The organism is Bacteroidota bacterium (assembly GCA_020402865.1).
Classification (GTDB): Bacteria; Bacteroidota; Bacteroidia; order Palsa-965; family Palsa-965.
Genome location: JADBYT010000013.1, coordinates 20602 through 38857 on the forward strand (window position 1 = coordinate 20602; position 18256 = coordinate 38857).

The following is an 18256-nucleotide window of genomic DNA, read 5'->3' on the forward strand; positions in this document are numbered from 1 at the left end:
TGAAGCCTGTGAATTATTTATATTCGAACAATCATGTCTATGTTATCCCGCATCCTGATCAGAATATTTCCGGCTGTATTGTTGTTTGCAATGCTTCAGGCATTCTGGATGCCCAAAGTGGGTGGCGGCGATGTGAAGCCACGTATTTTAAACTATCCGGACGATAAGGAGCATTATCTGCAACTCATCAACGCAACCTATCTGGGCAATGAAAAACGCAACTACTACGGCGATTCGCTGCCTGATTCGTTAGGTGTGGTGTGGCGGTGCTGGCTGGGAAAAGGCACCACTGTGGTGAGCAGAGAGAAAGGGGAGGAGGAATGGTTTGGTGCCGGCTGGACCGGGCAGCCGCTGCTGGTGCGCGAGGGCGGGAGGCTTATGCTTTTGCAGGGTGCATTTGATCACCGGCTGAAGAAGATTGATGCTTTCACGGGTACGCTGGTGTGGGAATATGCGTTTGATGATGTGATAAAGGGCACGGCCACACTATGGGAAAATGCAGCGGCAGCCGATACACTCAACAGGTTGGTGGTGATGCAGGGCAGCCGTGCCGGGTGCGGGCTGCAGCGTGAACGGGCATACAGTTTCAGGGCGGTGTCGTATTACACGGGCGCTGAGCTTTGGCGTATGAACATGGTGCACGGCCCTAGTTACAGCCGCGACTGCGATGCATCGGCGCTGGTGCTGGGTGATACGGCCTACATCGGGCTGGAGAATGCCAGCTTTGTGAAATTTATGCCCGGCCACACCACCCGCGATACAGTGCAGCAAAGCGTGTATGCCGTGCCGGAAATTGTGCAGCAGCTGCCGCTTTCAACCGACCGCGATGCGGCGCTGCACGGCGGCAATCTGGTTACGGAAGCCTCGCCGGTGCGCATTGGCAACCATTTGTACATTGCCTCCGGCGCGGGGCATGTGTTTGGCTACAACCTGCACACACAATGTATCGACTGGGATTTTTACATTGGTGCTGATCTCGACGGTACGCCGGTGGTTACAGCCGACAGCTGCCTGCTTGTGCCGGTGGAGAAGCAGTACATTGCCGGCTGCGGCGGTGTGTTTAAGCTCAATCCCCGCCGCGCGCCGGAGCAGTGTGTGGATTGGTACTTTCCCACCGGCGATGCCGTGTTTTCGGGCTGGAAAGGCGGTGTGGTGGGCAGCGTGGCTGTGAATGACGCTTATCGAAAACACGATGATTCCCCGCTGGCGGCTTTTACCGGCATTGACGGTAAGCTATATGTGGTGGAATGGAACAACATACGCCGCGACACCACCGTAACAGGCCCCGATGGCGAAACACAATTCCCCTGTCCGAAACTGGTGTATAGCATAGTTACAGGGGCTTCCATTTCCACACCGCTGTTTACACAAAACAGACTGGTTGCCGCAGGTTACAATGGTATTCGATTATTTGAATATAACCGGGAAGGCCGGTTTACGCAGCTTGCACATCATACCGGTATATTTGAAGCCACGCCTGTTGCACATCAGGGCCTTGTGTACGTGGCCTCGCGCGATGGGTATTTGTATTGTTTTGGCGGGCGTAAAACAGCACTCCAACTGCTGGCTAAGGCTAATGATCCGGTTCCGTTACCCGTTTTGGCTGCCCAAGTGGAACGTGAAGTTCAGCAAACTGTTACCGTGCATTCGATGCCCGGAAAATTACCGGGTAATTCAGCTCCGAAAAAGATTAATACACATCAATTACCCGAAGAAAAGGTAACACCACCAGCCGAGCCAGACATTACCCGGATTTCAGGTAGTGAACTACCTGTGCTTGTGGTGGGCGTTTTCCGTTCGCCGGCCAATGCCGGAAGAAGCCGTGATTTATGGATTTCGCGCGGCTATAAAGTAGCTGTGGAGACAAAAAACAATGAGTTGATTTATATTGTTATTCAGGCTGAAGAAATAAATAGTGTGCTGGCTGAACTTAACAGGAAGTATAATGCAAATGCCTGGATAATGGATAAATAGTTGTTTACTACGTTTATTTCTGTAAAAAAGATAACCCCGCTTCCAGACCGGAAGCGGGGTTTTGCATTTGTGTTTCGTCTGAACTGAATCACGACAAAAAGTACGAATGCCGGTATTTGGACAACTGAACGAGCAGGAACATTATTTTTTGTATCCAGCACGTTCAATTTTGAATTAGTAAGGCTGTACCGATATGTTAGCCGGGCTTCCGGGGAGCATACCGTTTTGGCCGGGTACACCCAGATTACCTTTGCCACCGGGTCCGGAAGAATTACCGTTACCATTGTGTTTGCCACCGGTACCGCCGCTGCCGCCGTTTCCGCCGTTTCCACCTTGTCCGCCCTGACCGCCTTGTCCGGCAGGAGCAGGAATAGCATTGGTGAGTACTTTACTGATAAAGCTTTGCGGCACATATACGAGTACGTTGCCCTGCGCGTTGGCGCCGTTTCCGCCTGTACCGCCGGGACCACCATCGCCGCCTTGTCCGCCGGCGGCACCGCTTCCGGCGCCATTGCCGGTGCAGCCGCAGGTTACACCGTTACCGCCGTTACCGCCGTTTCCGCCAGTTCCGCCAGTTCCGCCGGTTCCGCCGGTTCCGCCGGTTCCCGATTGAGTGAATACAGAAAGTGCATTGCCGGTAACGCTGGCAAACTCCAGTGTAGCCGCCAAACTGGCAAGGCCCGTGCCGCCATTGTTGCCATATCCGCCGGTTGTACCTCTGCCGCCGGGGGTGCCGTTGGTACCGCCCGGTCCGGCAATACCCGCGCTCGAGCAGTAGCCATTGTTGCCGTTACTTCCCGGTGAACCGGTACTTCCCTGTGAACCGGTATTTCCGTTCGCACCTGCCACACCCAGCACATTGAAATCACTGTTGGGCGAAAGGGGTGAACCGTTACGCACCAGTGAATCAGCTGTAAGTGTAAGCACGGTGTTCTGTACAACGGCATACGACTGATCGTTCATGGTAAGTGTGCCGATGTTCAGAATTACCGGGCTTGCGGATGTACCCAGGTTTTGCATGCCGTTCCAGGTCACATTATCGTCCGATTCAGCGGTAACATCCATGGGGAACAAGTGAGCAATGGCACTGCGGTCGGTATCAGACAACGTGGCATTACCGAAAATAAAGGCATTTACACGGCGTGTAATGGCATCAGAGCTCATATCATCGGCCGGGCTGCTTATGGCAATGTGGCCGAATAATGCTGCTTCACGTTCTGCTCTTTCGGCGGGCGTATAAGCGAAATCATATAGTTCACACAGTGCGTCCACATTGGGAACAGAAATAGTGCTGCGAATTTTCATTCCGCTTTTCAGCGCATTTACATTGTGCCCGAGTTTTTCGGCACGTTGCCAGAAATTGAGTTTTGACATTTGTGTTGGATTTTTTTGCAGGCATTGTACAATTGCTTTCGTATAAACGGGCCCTGTTTTACGAAACCAGCACGGAAAGCCAGCTAAGGTTAATTGAATTAGATTGAGGAAAGAACGAATTGATATTATGATGCGATTGAAGTAAGCCGTGTGGATTTCCGCACGGGTTTTTCGTTCACATACATCCACGGGGCGTGACGCGTGCGGCCTTGTTTTCCATTTGCGCCACGCACACCTTTTGATGCAGGTTGTCCGGCTGTTCCGTTTTGCGGGCCGTTTCCGGGCATGCCCGGAGTGCCCGCGTTTCCCGGGTTGCCTCCGTTTCCCGGTTCGCCGGGAAGTGATTCAACGGCAGTGGTGATGATGCAGTGTTCCTGACCGGCTGCAGTAGTGATGTAGATGTTTGAGGCAAGTCCGCCGTTTCCGGCGTGTCCGCCTTTGCCGCCATCACCGCCTTTTCCGGCATGGCCACCATTTCCCCCGTTTAAAATTCCGGTAATGTGTTTGCAGCCATCAGCGCCGTTACCACCGTTTCCACCGTTTCCGCCGTTTCCGCCATGCCCGCCGTTTCCGCCATGCCCGGCCTGCGCATACACATGCACTTTTCCTTCGATATGGCGGAACGTGAGTTCGGCCAGTTTGCACATACCGCCATTGCGGCCAGGTTTGCCATCAGTGCCGGGAAGTCCGTGTGCAGCGTCTTTTCCGTTCAGTGCATCCTGTGTGGTTTCTTCGAGCAGGCGTTTGCCCAGAAATGAATTTTCAGTGCGCAATACTGTGCCATGTTCGCCGTGTTCGCCGTGAGTGCCGTGTTCACCATTTTCGCCATCGTGTGTACCGTTTTTAAGATCCACAGAAAACGGAGTAGGCAGAATGCCAATCTGATAATCATTTCCCATATCAGGATCTGCGAGGTGAACCACACGCTGGCAAATCAGCGAAAACACATTGCCGCGCACCACTACACGGGCGCCGGGTTCGAGAATCAGTTCACCCACATTTACGGTGGTGTACAGTTCTTCCAGATCATCAAGCCCCCAAATGGAGCCGCGTACGCTTACATCCCATGTTTCGCCGGCTTTCACTGTTTTGCGCAACACGCTTACTGATTTCACATGCAGCGGCAAATGATTGTTGAGCCCCATGCGGTCGCGTTCTTCAATCTGCATATCGGCAAATACCATGGCCTCGCCGCGGTCGTGTTTACCTTGCCCGAGACGCTGCCGCGCTTCAATTACGGGATTGAAAAACAGTTTTTGCCTTTCCTTTCTTATTTCGGGTGTGGCGTTTGAGAGTAAGCGGCGACCTTCTTCGGCAGTAGGAAGTTCGTGATAGGTAATTACTTCTTCGCCGTTGAGCAGAGCCAGTGTCTGATGCCCGAAAAGCGAGGCACGATTGAAAAACTCTTCGTAGTCGAGCAAATGGTTTTTCATGTGTCGGAATTGAGTGTGTGAATTATCGTGTGAATGAGTTTACTCAGCTTATATCGCGCACATACCTTACCGAAAGCAGATAGTTGTTTGGAAACGATCCGGCTGTGGATACTGTTAAGGAACGACTGCTGAACTGTGCATATACATTGTTGCTCCCCTGTCCGGTTTGTGTCCAGTAACATCCCAGCAATGTAAGTTGCGATGAGTTGCCTCTGTTGTCCATATATCCCCCAAGCTGTGCGTTAAAGTTTGCACTTCCGCCCGCCAGCAAATCAGCATACGCCTGATCGCCAAAGGCACTGATAAGGTTGTTCCAGTCGTTCTGATTCGGCAGGCGCCAGCCGGGTGTGATATTTGTACTTGCGGCACTCACTGTATATAAACGTCCGTACTGTGCTTCGTTCGATTGCTCATTGTTGTAAAAAGCCGAGCCGGAAGGAGCTGCATAGTCGAGATTTTGCGCCATCCACAGTTGTGATCCTACCTGTATTACCGGATATACTTTTCCATCGCGCGAATCAACAAAAATGTTCGACTGGAGGAACACCGTAAACTGCATGCTGTTCAGGAAACCACCGTTGCCGTTAAATGCCTGCATGGTTATGGTTACTGCCGTACTGGCCGTGGTGCCGGGAAGCGTGATTTGCTGTGTGCCATATTCCAGCGGCGAATCGTTTGTGATGGGCACCGTAATCGGATCCATTCCCGGATACGCTACAATTATGGTGGCGCGGTCCACTTCAAACGTGCCCCAGCGCATGTCAAGTGTTAAGGGGGTATTCGGCGCGTTGATCTGTATAACGGGCTGCGGACAGAAGAAACTCACCAGTCCGCGGGTGGGTGGCGGATCAAGCTTTACAATGTCAATTACAAAAAGTTCATCGTTGTAAAGTGTCGAATCATTTTTCGGAAAATTGCTGAACTGTACATACATCTGTGTATGTCCGACAGGTGTTTGCGAAATGATCTCGCTGAAGTCAAAGCTGATGTTTGCCTGATTGCCGGTACCGATTATGCCTGTTCCGGTAGTGAGCGGTGTAAGCTGCCATTGCGGACTGGGGTTTATTCCGCCCGACTGCGGATTCTGTATTTGCCATTTATTGCCCTGCGCGGCATATACACCGCCATTGATGTTCCATGCCGAACCCGGATTACTTCCGGCATCGGCAGGAGCAATAGCGCCGGCTGTTCTGCCATATACAAAACTTACAATTACCTGCGGAGAAGTTGTCCACGGATTATTACCGCTGAATAAATCCGAGGTTCCTGTATTTTTAAAATTCAGAATTAAAGTATTCTCAATCGGATCGCCTGCGGTGGATACATATACTGTTCCCTGATTATCGAGCGTAACCTGAAGCACATCAGACAGGGTCGCGTTACCCGGTACCGGCTGATCCTGCAGGGTAAGCACAGTTTGCTCCATGTAGGGGAATCCGGGTACATTGAATCCGGTGAAATAAACCACCATTTGCTGAACGGATTTGTTTCCGTTGGAGGTGCAGTTGTCTATTTCAATAATGAGTGATTCCTGCTGTGCCCAGTTGTAATTATTTTCACCAATCCAGGCAAGAATAATGCTTTGCGAGTTTCCCTGTGCCGTAAACTGCCAGTTGGTGTTGGTAACCGTCATTGCATTAATTTCATCGGCCGTATAAAACTGGGGCATTACAATGGTCAGTGTAGAAGCTCCGCTGCCGGAAATTAAGCTCACGTCGGAGCCGGTGTTGTTGGTTAGTGTAAGCTGCAGCGAAGCAGTAATACCTACATAAACAATTGGAAGTTGATTGGATAAATTAACCAGTTCAAGTTCTACCGGATCGCCGTCGCTTTGTGCTTGAGAACCTGCCGGTGCTTTAAATATGCTTGTGCCCATTGTGTGCGGTATTAATGCGTGTGATTGGGTAGGTACAATTAGTTTTCAGGAGTGGTTTGGAGTTGTGTCCAGCCTTCGAGCAGTGTTTGCGAAGAGTATCCGTAGAATGTAAATTCATTTCCGGCTGCTGATTGCAGTGCCACTGTTCCCTGATTGCCCGGATTAATCCACGACCACGCATAATTTTGTTCCTGCGGAAGCGGAATAATTAATCCGTTTTGCTGTTGCAGAATGGGATGCGTGAAGAAAGTGGCTTCGAGCGATTGCAGCGTTTCCGAATACTGATCGGGCGGAATGCGGAGTTCGTCAACAGGGAGTATGCCGGTGGTGGCATGCACTGCGGCACGCGGATCGAGCAGGATGGAGAATGTTTGGAGTGTGGTGTTGTTGAGTGAGAGCAGGATATTGGTTTCGGATGGTTGCTCTACTCCGTTTGAGGCATCCTGCGGAGCAGCCGGCGAGTAGAAGTTATTGCCGAGATTGCCCTGCTGATCTTCAATGATGTACCCAACCAAACCATCGTCGATATTTGGAAGATCGCCGAGACGAAGCGGAAACTGCACGGTACTGAGTGCTGCCGTGCTTGTTTGCTGGCGCTGGTTGTATTCGTAGCGGTTATTGATGATGTCTTGAGGTAACGGATCTGTTGGTTTTACATCGGCCTGACTAACCGGCAGTACGTTACCGGCTGTTTCCATTGAAGCCACTGCACGCGCCAGAGCAAGCGGCCGGCCTATGAGTACGGCGAGCGACGGATCCTGTGCAAAGTTGGCAGGATTGATAAATGCGTCTGAAGCAAGAATCGTACTCATCAGGTCGTTGAAAAACGCCACTGATTTTCCGTTGATGTACCACATAAAACTGGCTACGCCCGGATTTACCGTCGGGTCCTGCGGTGTTCCGATATCGTCTTGCAGTGTGCTATTGCCATTGCCGGGGCGTGTGTGGTACACCAGCGCATTGTGTTCGATACCAAATGTGCCGATCGGCGATCCGTCTGCGTTGTAAAAGAACAAGAGGTTATCGAGGTGATTGGGCATAATCCAGCCGGTAATTGGCGATGTGGCCGGGTGCGAATTCATTTCTACAAAATCGCCCGTAAAGCCCGGTACTGAAGGATCATAGGCCGCAGAAAGCCATCGGAACCAGAGGCGGGCAGGAGCCATAATGCGCGGAGCCATATATATTTTCTGCGCATTTACCGTGTCGCCTTGCTGGGGTTTCATGCTTGCCGCACAAATTACCTGCATACTGCCATCGGTATTCCGCTGCGGCGTGCTCAGCACCATTGTTTGCCCGAACACATCCACAACAGTTACGTTGTTCACTACCATAAATCCGCCGCGCAGTGGTGTGAAATTATATTGTGCCAGCGGGCCTTTCGAAATAGGGGCAACCGAGTTAAACTGATCGTAATACCAGTTATCGGAGGTGTTGCTTACTGCTGCATCGTTAATTTGCGGCGTAATCCGGTCGGTAGCACCCGAAACCAGATTCACCACTTCCATGCGTGCGAGGTAATTACTCAGCGTCTGGCTGATACCGAAACTGCTGATGGCCTGCGCCAGAAAATTGCGGTTCTGCAATCCGTCAATGGTATTCTGCAAGGCCTGGTCTGCACGGTTGTGTATGCTATCCGGATTATTTTGATCAGGCGGATAGTTATTGATGTAATTCTGTATTTGCTGCACAATACTGAACGAGGCCTTTGACGAAAGTGTAATCCAGTCGCCGTATTGCCCGCTGAACGGCGAGGTAAAGCTCACCGGTGTTCCGCCGTTCATCAGGTATTCATAATCAACTCCCTCGGGGTTGAGTGTGAAATAGTCGGTAATGTTGCTGCTGTTGTAATTACTTCCGTTGTTTGTTTTAAGCGGCCAGTAAGTTACCTTCCATGTCATGGATACCGGCAGGAACGGATCCACACGTGTGGCGCTGAGTTCGGGCAGGGCCGTTTGTGCATTCCATGCCGAAGCATCGGCAATCCATCCGTTGTTCTGGCTGTTGGTAAACGTGAATGTGATGTTTTGCGGACTGCTTACCGTTTGCTGTGCATTAATGGCCGGCACATATCCGGCAGCACGAATGGCGGCGTATAACCCTGCCGTTGTTGAAGCTTCGAGCGGACTCAATCCGCCTTGTGCAGTTTGCAGGGTAAGAATAAAATTATTCAGGTTTTCGGTTGCAGGATTATCGCCTCCGCCCACATTCAGCAGCCAGTTGCCAATGAGTATGGCCATGGAAGGAATAAGCGCAAATGCCTCGTAAGTGAGTTGTGTTACATCAGCAGCCTGCGGGGTAGCGGGGTTTATCACCGGCAGGTTTTGAAGCTGGCTCATGCTCACACGATAGGGCGAACTTCCGTAGGCCACTTCCAGCATATTGATGATATCGTTGCTGGTGCGCACAAACAAAGCTCCCTTGTCATTATTTCGCCGGGCAGGCGCTACGGCATCTCCTTCAAGCAAAATGACCGGTTCGGTAGCTGTCCAGAACGGAGGTGCCGGTGCGCTGCTAATTTCCCACCCCGGATATTCCGTCAGCGCATTTTGCAATACCGTAAATGCACTGTACACGGCAGCAGCCAGCGATGTAGCTTCTCCTCCGGGCTGCTGTGGCGATATCACCGAGCCGCTTGAAGTATCCGTATTATATTGTAATATGCCAATGGTATTGCTTTGTGCAATTACACTGTACAGTTCGCCGGCATTATTCGATACCAGAAAATTGGCAATCTGACTGAGCGAAAAATTATCTTTTATTGCCGGATTCACAAACATTTTCACGAAATGCAGCCAGTCCATAAACAACTGTTTTCGTGAGGCGGTAAGCATTCTTCGTCCCTGATCGTAATTTTTCTGCGCCACGTTGAGCTGGTTAAGCTGCTCGGCCAGCGCAAGCGGCAATGTAATTTCGCTGTCGGGGTTGGGTGCCTGTCCCGCGCCCGATTCCTGTTGCGTGATGATCCACAGCAGTCCGCCATCCTGTTTGGCAAATGCCGCCGAGTGAAGGGCTTCCTGAAGGTTGATAAGCTTCGATGTCTGGTTTTCGAGATCATTCAGTAAACCCAGCTGCAGCGCATCAAGCAGGTATTCGTAATTGTTCAGTACATTATCGTTTATCGTATCGGTTTGGCCAAGATCGTTTTTGAGCAAGGCCGAAAGTGCTTCCTGTACCGTATTGCCAATAGCCACTTCCACTGTACCTGTCCACACGCCATTGTTTGATTCGGCCGAGTTGGGGTTGTTCAGGAAGTACGCTTCCGTATTGGTTTCCATATTCCACACCACTTCCTGCATAATGCCTGAGCAAAGTGTGGACTGCGGAATGTTCAGCGTTTTAATGGTATCATCGCTGTTGAGTGTCCACGTAATATCATCCGCTACGAAACACCAGTTAAATTCATCCTGCATGTATCTGCTAAACACATCGCCTGGTGTTTGCACTACGGGCGTGTTTTGTGTTTTGCAATTGTTTACATACGTATTATATAATGAGGTAATGGTTTGGGTAAGTCCGTTGAGCGGATCGCTGTCTGATTCATTAATCCATCCGGTAACCTGATAGGAAACCTTGAACTGAATGGGTGTGTTGCTGTTGATCGCTGCGTATATATTTGGCTGGTCCTTGAAATGATCCCAAAAGCCAAACACACTGTTGCATTCCGGATAGTAGCTCGAAAAGGAAGGTCCTACAAAACCAATGGCGGTGAGGTAAAGCGGATTACCGGCGGCATCGGTTTGAGCGGGCAGGTAGTTGATGAGTGGTTCACCAGAGGGATTCCATGTACTGTAATTTACCACACGGCCCATGTACCGGTAAGGCTGCTGGCCTGCCGTGGGCAATGCGGGCAGCGGCACCGGCACACAGGGGCGGATCACGCCCCAGGGGTCAGGCTGCAATGTACCTGCAATGTAATCGCTTTCTACCATAAACGTAGTAGCCTGCGGTTCGTTGTACGAAGTGCCGTTCCACATACTCAGGTAGCGTGTAACCAGCCAGCGGTTGGGAGCCGCAGGAAACACCACACTGCCTGAACTTTGCTGCACACCTTTTTTGAAATAATCGGGCAGGAGCCAGTGTACGTGTACACCCGTACCTAAAGCCACGCCCGGCGAAGCCTGCTCATTGAGCGGCGCCACAATCATATCGCCCGTGCTGCTTTGTTTGGAGGTGCTGGTAAACGGTAATTTATTAAACACCGCAGTAGCGCCTTTAAACTGCTGCACGATATTGCTTTCATCGTTGTTGTTTACACGTATCGCGGTTACGTTGAGCGGAACAATGGCATTCATTGCGAAGAAGAATTAGAATTGATAAAACTCACATTACCCACACCTTGTGTCATTTCGAAACCCATTTCGGCCGAATTGATTTCAGTCACGGAATTCATTGTGGCAATTTGTGCCGCCAGCGTATTCATCATAATTACCCGTGGCGATACGGTGCGGAAACAGGCATTGATGTTCATGGACACGGCCTGCGGATTCATCGTTACGTTTGAACCGCTACGTGTAAAGGTGTGCAGCATTTTAATCGAATTGCCTTGCCCGGGCGCAGCATACGTGTCGATACCGTAATGCAACGCTTCAGGCGCTTCGTGTATGTCGATCTGAAACGCATCGCCATCAATAAGGCAAATCATAGTGTCTGATTCGGGTCCGAGCTGTTCGAGGCGGAGAATATTCAGCAGCTGAATATTGGGCGATGTGGGCGTGCCGTCTTTTGGGTACGCATTCACGCCAAGACCGGGATAATTGAGCACGAGCGACGAACGCAGAAGAAAACCGGAAACCACTTTGAGCGAGGCTTCCGGCGCCTCTACGCCCAGTGCGCGGGCACGTATGTTGGTGAGATTACTGTCTAGTGAAGTATTCAGATTCGGAGCTACTGCCCGGTCGAGCATCAGTGTGGGAGTAGCTGCAATGGTAAGATTACGGCCCAGGCTGAATGCCCCGTCGGTTAATGCGTCGATCCAGTTCGGATCGAGGTAGAAAAAACGTATCGACTCAGGCGGCAGCATCTGCTCGTCGGGCACGAGGTAGTTAAAGGGTACACCTTTGAGCAGTTGCAAACGACTCATCCAGTTGAGCAGCTCGGCAGGTACTTCGGTGTCGGAAACCACATCGGTGTGGCGGTTTGCATTCAGCATCGTTTCACCGATTTTCTGGCTGAACTGTGTGCGGCTGAAAGTTCTCATCGGTTTATCATTTTACTCACTAACTCAATGGTTTGATGGAGCAGCGCATGCCCCGGACGTGCTTTGGGTTGTGGCGTGTCCGATTCTTCCTCCAATGCTGCAGCTTGTATTTGCTGCATGGGTAAGCCCATGGTCCGGTGAAGCAGCTCTTCTTCGGCTGCATTGATTACCTGTTGCGAGAGCCCTCTTTTCCAGTTGTAAAGTGCAGTGGAAAATGTTTTATCCTGAAGCGCCGTTAAACGCCCTATTGTCCACGCTGTGGCATACGACGTATCAAGCATGCCGGTAGTAGGATCAAACAGCGTAACCTGATCGGGCGAGGCAATGGGAAAGTTGAGTTGTACGGTTGGAATGTTGTAAGGCAGCAAAGGGCCGCGATACCACGACACCGTTTGTTCGCCGGTGCGCAGCAGGTGATTGAGCGGTGTATAACCCATGCTCAGGATATTGCCCACCAGTTCATTGCTTCCGGTATAGCCGATGCGCAGGTTGGTAATGGGCGCTTCTGTATTGCTTTCCGGATCTCGTCCGTTCAGGCTCAGCAGTTGTGTCGTGAAATCAGATGGTGAACCGCTAACCGTAAAATACGACCAGCTTCTGAGTACGGCCAGCCTGATCATTTTTGTGCCGTCGGTAGTGGGCGATGAACCGGGCATGGTGCCATCTTCATTCGGTAAAAAATTCTGCATCATTTCAAGCGATACAAAAAATACCGTACTGCGTCGTTCCTGTTGTGCAAGCCGGTTGCCAAACACAATTGAAAAAGAACCTACCGGCTCGCCTACATCACTGATACCGGGCATGGTGGCTTTGTCGGTAAGACTCACCTTACGCACATGCGCAGTCTGATACATATCGTTGAGCGAAGGCGCTACCTGCCAGAACAGACTCAGCGGAATGTCGATAATCTGAATCGTATCGGTAACACTTGTACCCGGTTGCAGATTAATTGCGGAGGCATTGTAGAAATAAGAATAATTGCTGCCCAGTGTGGACTGCGGATACAGCGATGGCGGATACAAATCGCCGATGGTGGCATTTTTCAGCGAGAGATCAAGCGCAGGAAAAGCTGCGGAGTCGTCTTCATCAAACGTAAGTATCGCCAGCCATGTAGGCACATTCACATCGCTGTCCTGACCCGGATCCAGGCCGGTTACCGGCGGCGTATTGGTCGGGTAGCGTGTCCACGGAAACGTAGGTTTGGTAAGTACCACGTGCGGCAACACCGTTGAATATTCGCCTGATGAGTTGTCGGGAGGGAAAACGGAATAAATCGTTCCCGGATTTTGCAGGAAGAACTGATCGCCGGTTACTGCAAAATGGTAGGTGTTGGTGAGCGACGAATCGCTGATGGTTCCGCCTTCGCTGTTTTTGATGGTTTGCGAAACGGTAAGCTCATAGTTGCCGCTTCCGAGGCCGGGCAGGGCATGCTGGACAAACGATACCTGTTCGTCGAGGAGCGGATTGGAATTGGTAATTGTGCTCATGCGTGTGTGAGGTTTCGTGTGTGATCAGCTGATGGGCGATGCCGGTTGCATGGAACCAATTTGTTCTACCACAGGCCAGTTGGCAAGCGGTGTTTGTGTAGCGAATTCGGTAATGTTTACCTCTGCAGGTGCAAGCGTGTTGAAGTTGTTGTTCACCAGATCCGTGAGAATATCGTTGCGCTGCGAGGTAACCCAGCTGTCGGTAAGCGTGCTGAGGATGTAATTGATGTTGGTGAATGAGGCCGTGTGGCCGCCGCTGATAGTAATGAGTAAATCCTCACTGCTGTTTACATCGGCATTCACGGTATATACGGTATTTACCACGGCTTCTTCGTAACTGAAACCGGTATTGAAACCGGATGCAAACAACAGTTGCAGCAGCGGTACATTGTTTGTCTGAGCCGGTGTGCGCGGCACAGGTGTAATGCTGAAACCCGTGAGTGTGGATTCCACAAAACGCGGATCGTTGGGACCGGGATTGCTGGCAGGTGTTCCCCACAGCGACCACGATGAGCGGCCGATTACAGGCTGCACGGCAAAGCTGGTTAATGGTGTGCCGTTTTCACTGAGCGTGATGCTGTGTGTGGACTGAATGCCGCTTACATTCATCGGCGAAATGTGGAGCGCGGTATTCCATACTTGTGTAGGCGAATAGGTTTGTTTGAGTGTATCGTCCGACATCCACATCCACGGATTGGTGGCGGGCGCATTGGGCGGCGTTACATTGTAATCGCTTACGTTGTTGCTTACGGTATAGGCGTTGCCGGCGGTAGCCCAGGTGGCGTTGTTGGCCGGAATGGTGGAGTTGGTGACAATCTGGAAGTGATCGGCATCGAGAATCCAGTCGTAGTTGGCCGTGTCAGATTGCAACAGGCCTTCGGCAGCGCTGGCTTTCACCACGTTGCTTACGGTAACGCTGCTGTTTTCATCGAGCTGCAACGCACGTGCTTTTGGTGCCGCATCTGAGCTGGGAGAAACTGTGGTGTCGGGCGGGAGGAAAGTAGATTTGAAGGTGTTCCAGCCCGGCACTTGCGGCATGCTTGAATTGCCGCCAAAGTAAATGGTGAATGAAACCACATCGAGATCCACTTCGGCAGTGCCGCCAAACTCAGGCCCCCAGATGGCAAGCATGGCGCCGGCGCTGAGGTTGAGTGTAAACAGACCCATATCCACCGAGCAACCTACGTTGATGTAGAAACTTGCTTCGTAGTGGAACGGCGCCCAGCGTATCATAAAATCAATACCGGTATTGAACCAGGCTTTAATCGGTCCCAGATTCCATGTGGCACTCAGTGAACCACCCGCCATCATGGCGCCGGCTGTAAGTGCAAAGTAAGCCTGACCAATAACCGAGAACGGGCCGAGGTTGAACGACATGCCCAAACGCGGCACGGTGGGATACCAGGCTGGTTTCTGGAATGCAGGATGATAACCGCCAATGGTCATCACAAAATCGCCGGCATGTTCGCCCGAGAACCAGAGGTAAAATGCAAATCCGCCGGTGAGTTTTACAAAACCGCCCCAGATAAACGACGAAGGCGAAATTACACCCGCTACCGCAGCCAGTCCGCTTGCCGGAATAATGGCCGCCATAATATCAATTTCAATGTAGGCTACCGGCGTGCCCACAGCAGGCGGCATACTCATGGAAGCCGTACCCAGCAGCCCCACCTGAAAATCAACACCGAAAGTAACCGTGGCCAGAATAAAGGCCTCAATCATTTCGTAGGTAGTAAACTGAATGCCTGCCGCCAGCCAGTATGCGCCCGGCGAATAGGTAAAAATACTGCCCAGCGCAGGCAGCACGGTTGATATGGTGGAAGCCGGATCACTGCCCACCGGAGGTGCATTGCCGGGCAGCAACGGGTACGACGAAAGCGTTTCAATGGTGGGCATCACCAGCGCATTGTTGATGCCGAAACCACCGGCCAGTCCGGTAATGAAAAACTCAGGCGGCCCGCCCAGCGGCACGGTAATATTGGCGTAAATAAAGAACGACGCCGGATCATTTTGCTGCGCAGGTGTATAACCGCCCAGCGCCTTGAACCCGAACTTGCCCATGCGCAGCATCGCCTGTCCGTAATAGTTGGTGCGTTCCCCGTCGTTGTATTTCAAAAATGCGCCGCCAATCTGAAACGTGCCCTTTTTAAAATCCATCCCCATACCCTGAAGGTCAAAACCCACACGGTTTCCGGCCGGAATACCCGGCAACGGCATCGGAAATGTAATGGCAAGCTGATCGAGGTACATCGAAAAACCACCCACCGCAAAACCCGCCGAAAAGCCAAACGTAGCTTCTCCCTCACTGTAATTAAATCCAATCTGATTGAGCGTAACCGGCCCGAACGTTTTGTTCAGCTTCATCCAGTTTACCGGCGAATCAGGCGGACTTGTTTTGCCGGGGTTGAATGTGGTGGGAATCTGTGTAGGATTGGGCGGAGCAGGGTTAAGATTTACGGGTAATGAAAAATTGTTGAGGTTGTTGCCGGTTGAATTATCGGTAAGACCAACCGTAAACGAAAACCCGTTTTTATTAATGGTCATACTCTTTTTCGGACCATCGGTATTAATTGTATATATTTTGCTGTTGCTGGCGTGTTCGGGGCTGCGGGTATAAAGCGGGTTAGCTGATTTCGTTACTACCGGAATATTAAATTCCGTGCCTTTATCAGACGGTTTTAAATTGGTGTAGCTGAATCCGAGATTGGTAAGCGTAAGGTCTTTAAAGCCGGGAATGGAACCAACGAGCGGCAGTTTACTGAATTCAAGATTAGTATCAATGGACGCGCCAATTACATAGGGATTTCCGCTATCAGGCGAACTGCTGTTTAAAATGGTATCGGCATAGAAATTGAATTTAAATAAACTGTCGCCGTCTTTAAACAACTCAAATTCGGCAGCCACACCAAGTTCCGTGGTTGTGTTTCCCGAAGTAGGAATTGAGTAAATAATTTGCCCCGATACATAATTGAACACAGCTTTCACATCCAGTTCAGGGGGCAACATTACGTTTACCCCAAATTGTGTAGCCACCAGGCTTATGAATTTGCCAAGATCAATATCTGCGTTTTGCAGGCAGCCGTCAAACGTGTACACTGTACCCGTGGAAGTACTTTCCATTTCGGCGCTCAGCGAAACCGGTATGCTGCCAATTTCGAGGTTGATACTCAGCAGAAGATCTACATCTGTTGCCATGCCTGATGATGATTAAGGAGTTGAAGTTTGTGCGGTGAATGACATCGACATGCTGTCTATTCTCAGCCACGAGGAAAGCTGCGGAGGAAGCGCAATAAGTCCCACATTCGGATCTGAGCCCTGCACACTTACTGCAATGGAGAAAAGAAATTTGCTGGATGTGGAATTGAGAATGAAATTATTAATCTGGACCAACGTGGTATTTTGCGAATTAAAACTTTCGCCGTCCTGATTGATGTAGGGAAACTCTTCAAGAATGGTGCTCACACCGGAATTCGAGGCTAAGGAACCTGAACCGGCACCAAGCGAGTTCTCGATAAACGCAATAATTTCACCCAGATTAAGTGTAGGCGGAAAATCGCCCGGGCCAAGATCCAGTTTGAAAAGGAAACCGTTTTCCACACCGTCCTGCGAATTTCCATCGCCAAACACGAGTTCCGACGCCAGCGGCACAATCTGATCGCCAATGCGTAAACGGGTTTTAAATGCAATTTCTGTGGTGCTCATCGGTTTCAGGGATTACTGGTGTAAGCAAAAGTCAGATCAAAAGATTCGATGTCGAAATTTTCAAACAGCCCGAAACCACCCGACATGGCTACTTCAAATCCGAAATTGGAAATGAGCCCGGTAGTGGTGCTGGCTTTGGTCTGAAATTCGAGTTTATCTACGGTAAGCGTGTCGGATAAACCAAAACTGGTTCCTTGCCCAAGTACGTCCTGAATCATGGTGTTCACAGTTACATTTTGCCGGTTGTCGAGCGCAGCCGTCAACGAAAAATCAACAAGATTCATATCACAGTCCAGCGAAAAGTCCGGATTGTTCGGGTCGCCTGTCCGCTCATAATTACACACCACTACTGATCCCTGTAGTCCCCAGGTTACAGTTGCATTGGTAGGATATTGCGGATTCGACATGCTGATCCATACAGCCAGCGGATTGAGATAAATGCGGTCTTCGTAAATCGGCAAATTGGAAATACCGATAGAAACGGTTGCATCGGAGATATTGATGGCTTTTTTGTTCAGATCGGTAAATACAGTAATGTCCATTTGCAGCAAGCCTAACTGAGTGGTGTTGCTGTAATATGGTCCAAGTTCGCTTGAGGGAAACCAGGTGTAATCGCCTGAGCTGCCACCAAACAAAAACGACAAATCACTCAGATTGATGCCTGCATTAGTAAATGTGCCGGTAATGGTAAAGAAGCCACCATTTACAGGAACAGGAGAAGTAATAGTGAGTAAACTTGAGCCCACGGCAAGTACCATCTGGAAGTTGAACTCATCTTCAAGCGGATCTTCTTCGTTACTCAATGCCGCAGGTACATTGGTAGAAAGCTGCAGCGTTGCACTTTGTGTTACATCACCTCCGATAAGCGGAATGTTTGAGGCCATACCCGAAGTGAATGCCGCCTGATCACTTTCTGCTAACTGAAGGTTGATCACCAGCACATTGTTTGTGGTGGTAATGGTACCCGTAATGTTCCACGAGTTCATGCCTGATAACCAGGCCAGCGTGGATGTGGCTAAACCCGATGAAGCTGCATCGAGCACACCGGTAAACGTGTTCCCTGAAATGGTATGCTCACTGAAAAACAGAAAACTCAGGTTTGAGTTTATCAGTGCGGGATATTGTGTACCGTAATCGTCGAAAAATGTCCAACCTGCCATTGGGTATGTGTGGTGTTTATTTGACGTGGGACCAAGAGAACTATTTTTCC

General features: G+C 50.7%; 10 protein-coding genes. 1 reads left to right on the top strand and 9 read right to left on the bottom strand.

Going from position 1 to position 18256, the window contains the following annotated elements; all coding sequences use genetic code 11:
• Positions 1–33: 33 nt before the first annotated feature.
• Positions 34–1974 carry a hypothetical protein gene (locus IM638_10515; protein MCA6363460.1) on the top strand — a complete coding sequence of 647 codons (1941 nt, stop codon included), beginning with the start codon at positions 34–36 and terminating at the stop codon, positions 1972–1974.
• 174 nt (positions 1975–2148) lie between these two features.
• Here the strand turns inward: IM638_10515 and IM638_10520 are convergent, their stop codons facing one another.
• The 9 genes from IM638_10520 to IM638_10560 all read right to left on the bottom strand — a co-directional run bounded on the left by IM638_10520 (position 2149) and on the right by IM638_10560 (position 18206).
• Entirely contained in the window at positions 2149–3348 is a 1200-nt protein-coding gene (locus IM638_10520; GenBank protein MCA6363461.1) for a hypothetical protein, read from the bottom strand.
• Positions 3349–3473: 125 nt separating this feature from the next.
• Positions 3474–4781 carry a hypothetical protein gene (locus IM638_10525; GenBank protein MCA6363462.1) on the bottom strand — a complete coding sequence of 436 codons (1308 nt, stop codon included), beginning with the start codon at positions 4779–4781 and terminating at the stop codon, positions 3474–3476.
• 43 nt (positions 4782–4824) lie between these two features.
• Positions 4825–6657, bottom strand: a complete 1833-nt coding sequence (locus IM638_10530; protein MCA6363463.1) for a hypothetical protein — start codon at positions 6655–6657, stop codon at positions 4825–4827.
• Between the two features lie 38 nt (positions 6658–6695).
• Positions 6696–10952, bottom strand: coding sequence for a hypothetical protein (locus IM638_10535; GenBank protein ID MCA6363464.1), 4257 nt, complete (start codon positions 10950–10952; stop codon positions 6696–6698).
• Complete coding sequence (locus tag IM638_10540) at positions 10949–11857, bottom strand: hypothetical protein (protein ID MCA6363465.1); 909 nt, start codon at positions 11855–11857, stop codon at positions 10949–10951. The genes IM638_10535 and IM638_10540 overlap by 4 nt, the downstream gene beginning before the upstream one ends.
• A complete protein-coding gene (locus IM638_10545) occupies positions 11854–13344 on the bottom strand; it encodes a hypothetical protein (protein MCA6363466.1) in 1491 nt (496 codons plus the stop codon). The genes IM638_10540 and IM638_10545 overlap by 4 nt, the downstream gene beginning before the upstream one ends.
• Positions 13345–13368: 24 nt before the next feature.
• On the bottom strand, positions 13369–16539 hold the full coding sequence (locus IM638_10550; GenBank protein MCA6363467.1) for a hypothetical protein: 3171 nt from the start codon (positions 16537–16539) through the stop codon (positions 13369–13371).
• Positions 16540–16551: 12 nt separating this feature from the next.
• A complete protein-coding gene (locus IM638_10555) occupies positions 16552–17046 on the bottom strand; it encodes a hypothetical protein (GenBank protein MCA6363468.1) in 495 nt (164 codons plus the stop codon).
• Between the two features lie 5 nt (positions 17047–17051).
• Positions 17052–18206 (bottom strand): hypothetical protein, encoded by a 1155-nt coding sequence (locus IM638_10560; GenBank protein ID MCA6363469.1) that lies wholly within the window; start codon positions 18204–18206, stop codon positions 17052–17054.
• Between the last annotated feature and the right edge of the window lie 50 nt (positions 18207–18256).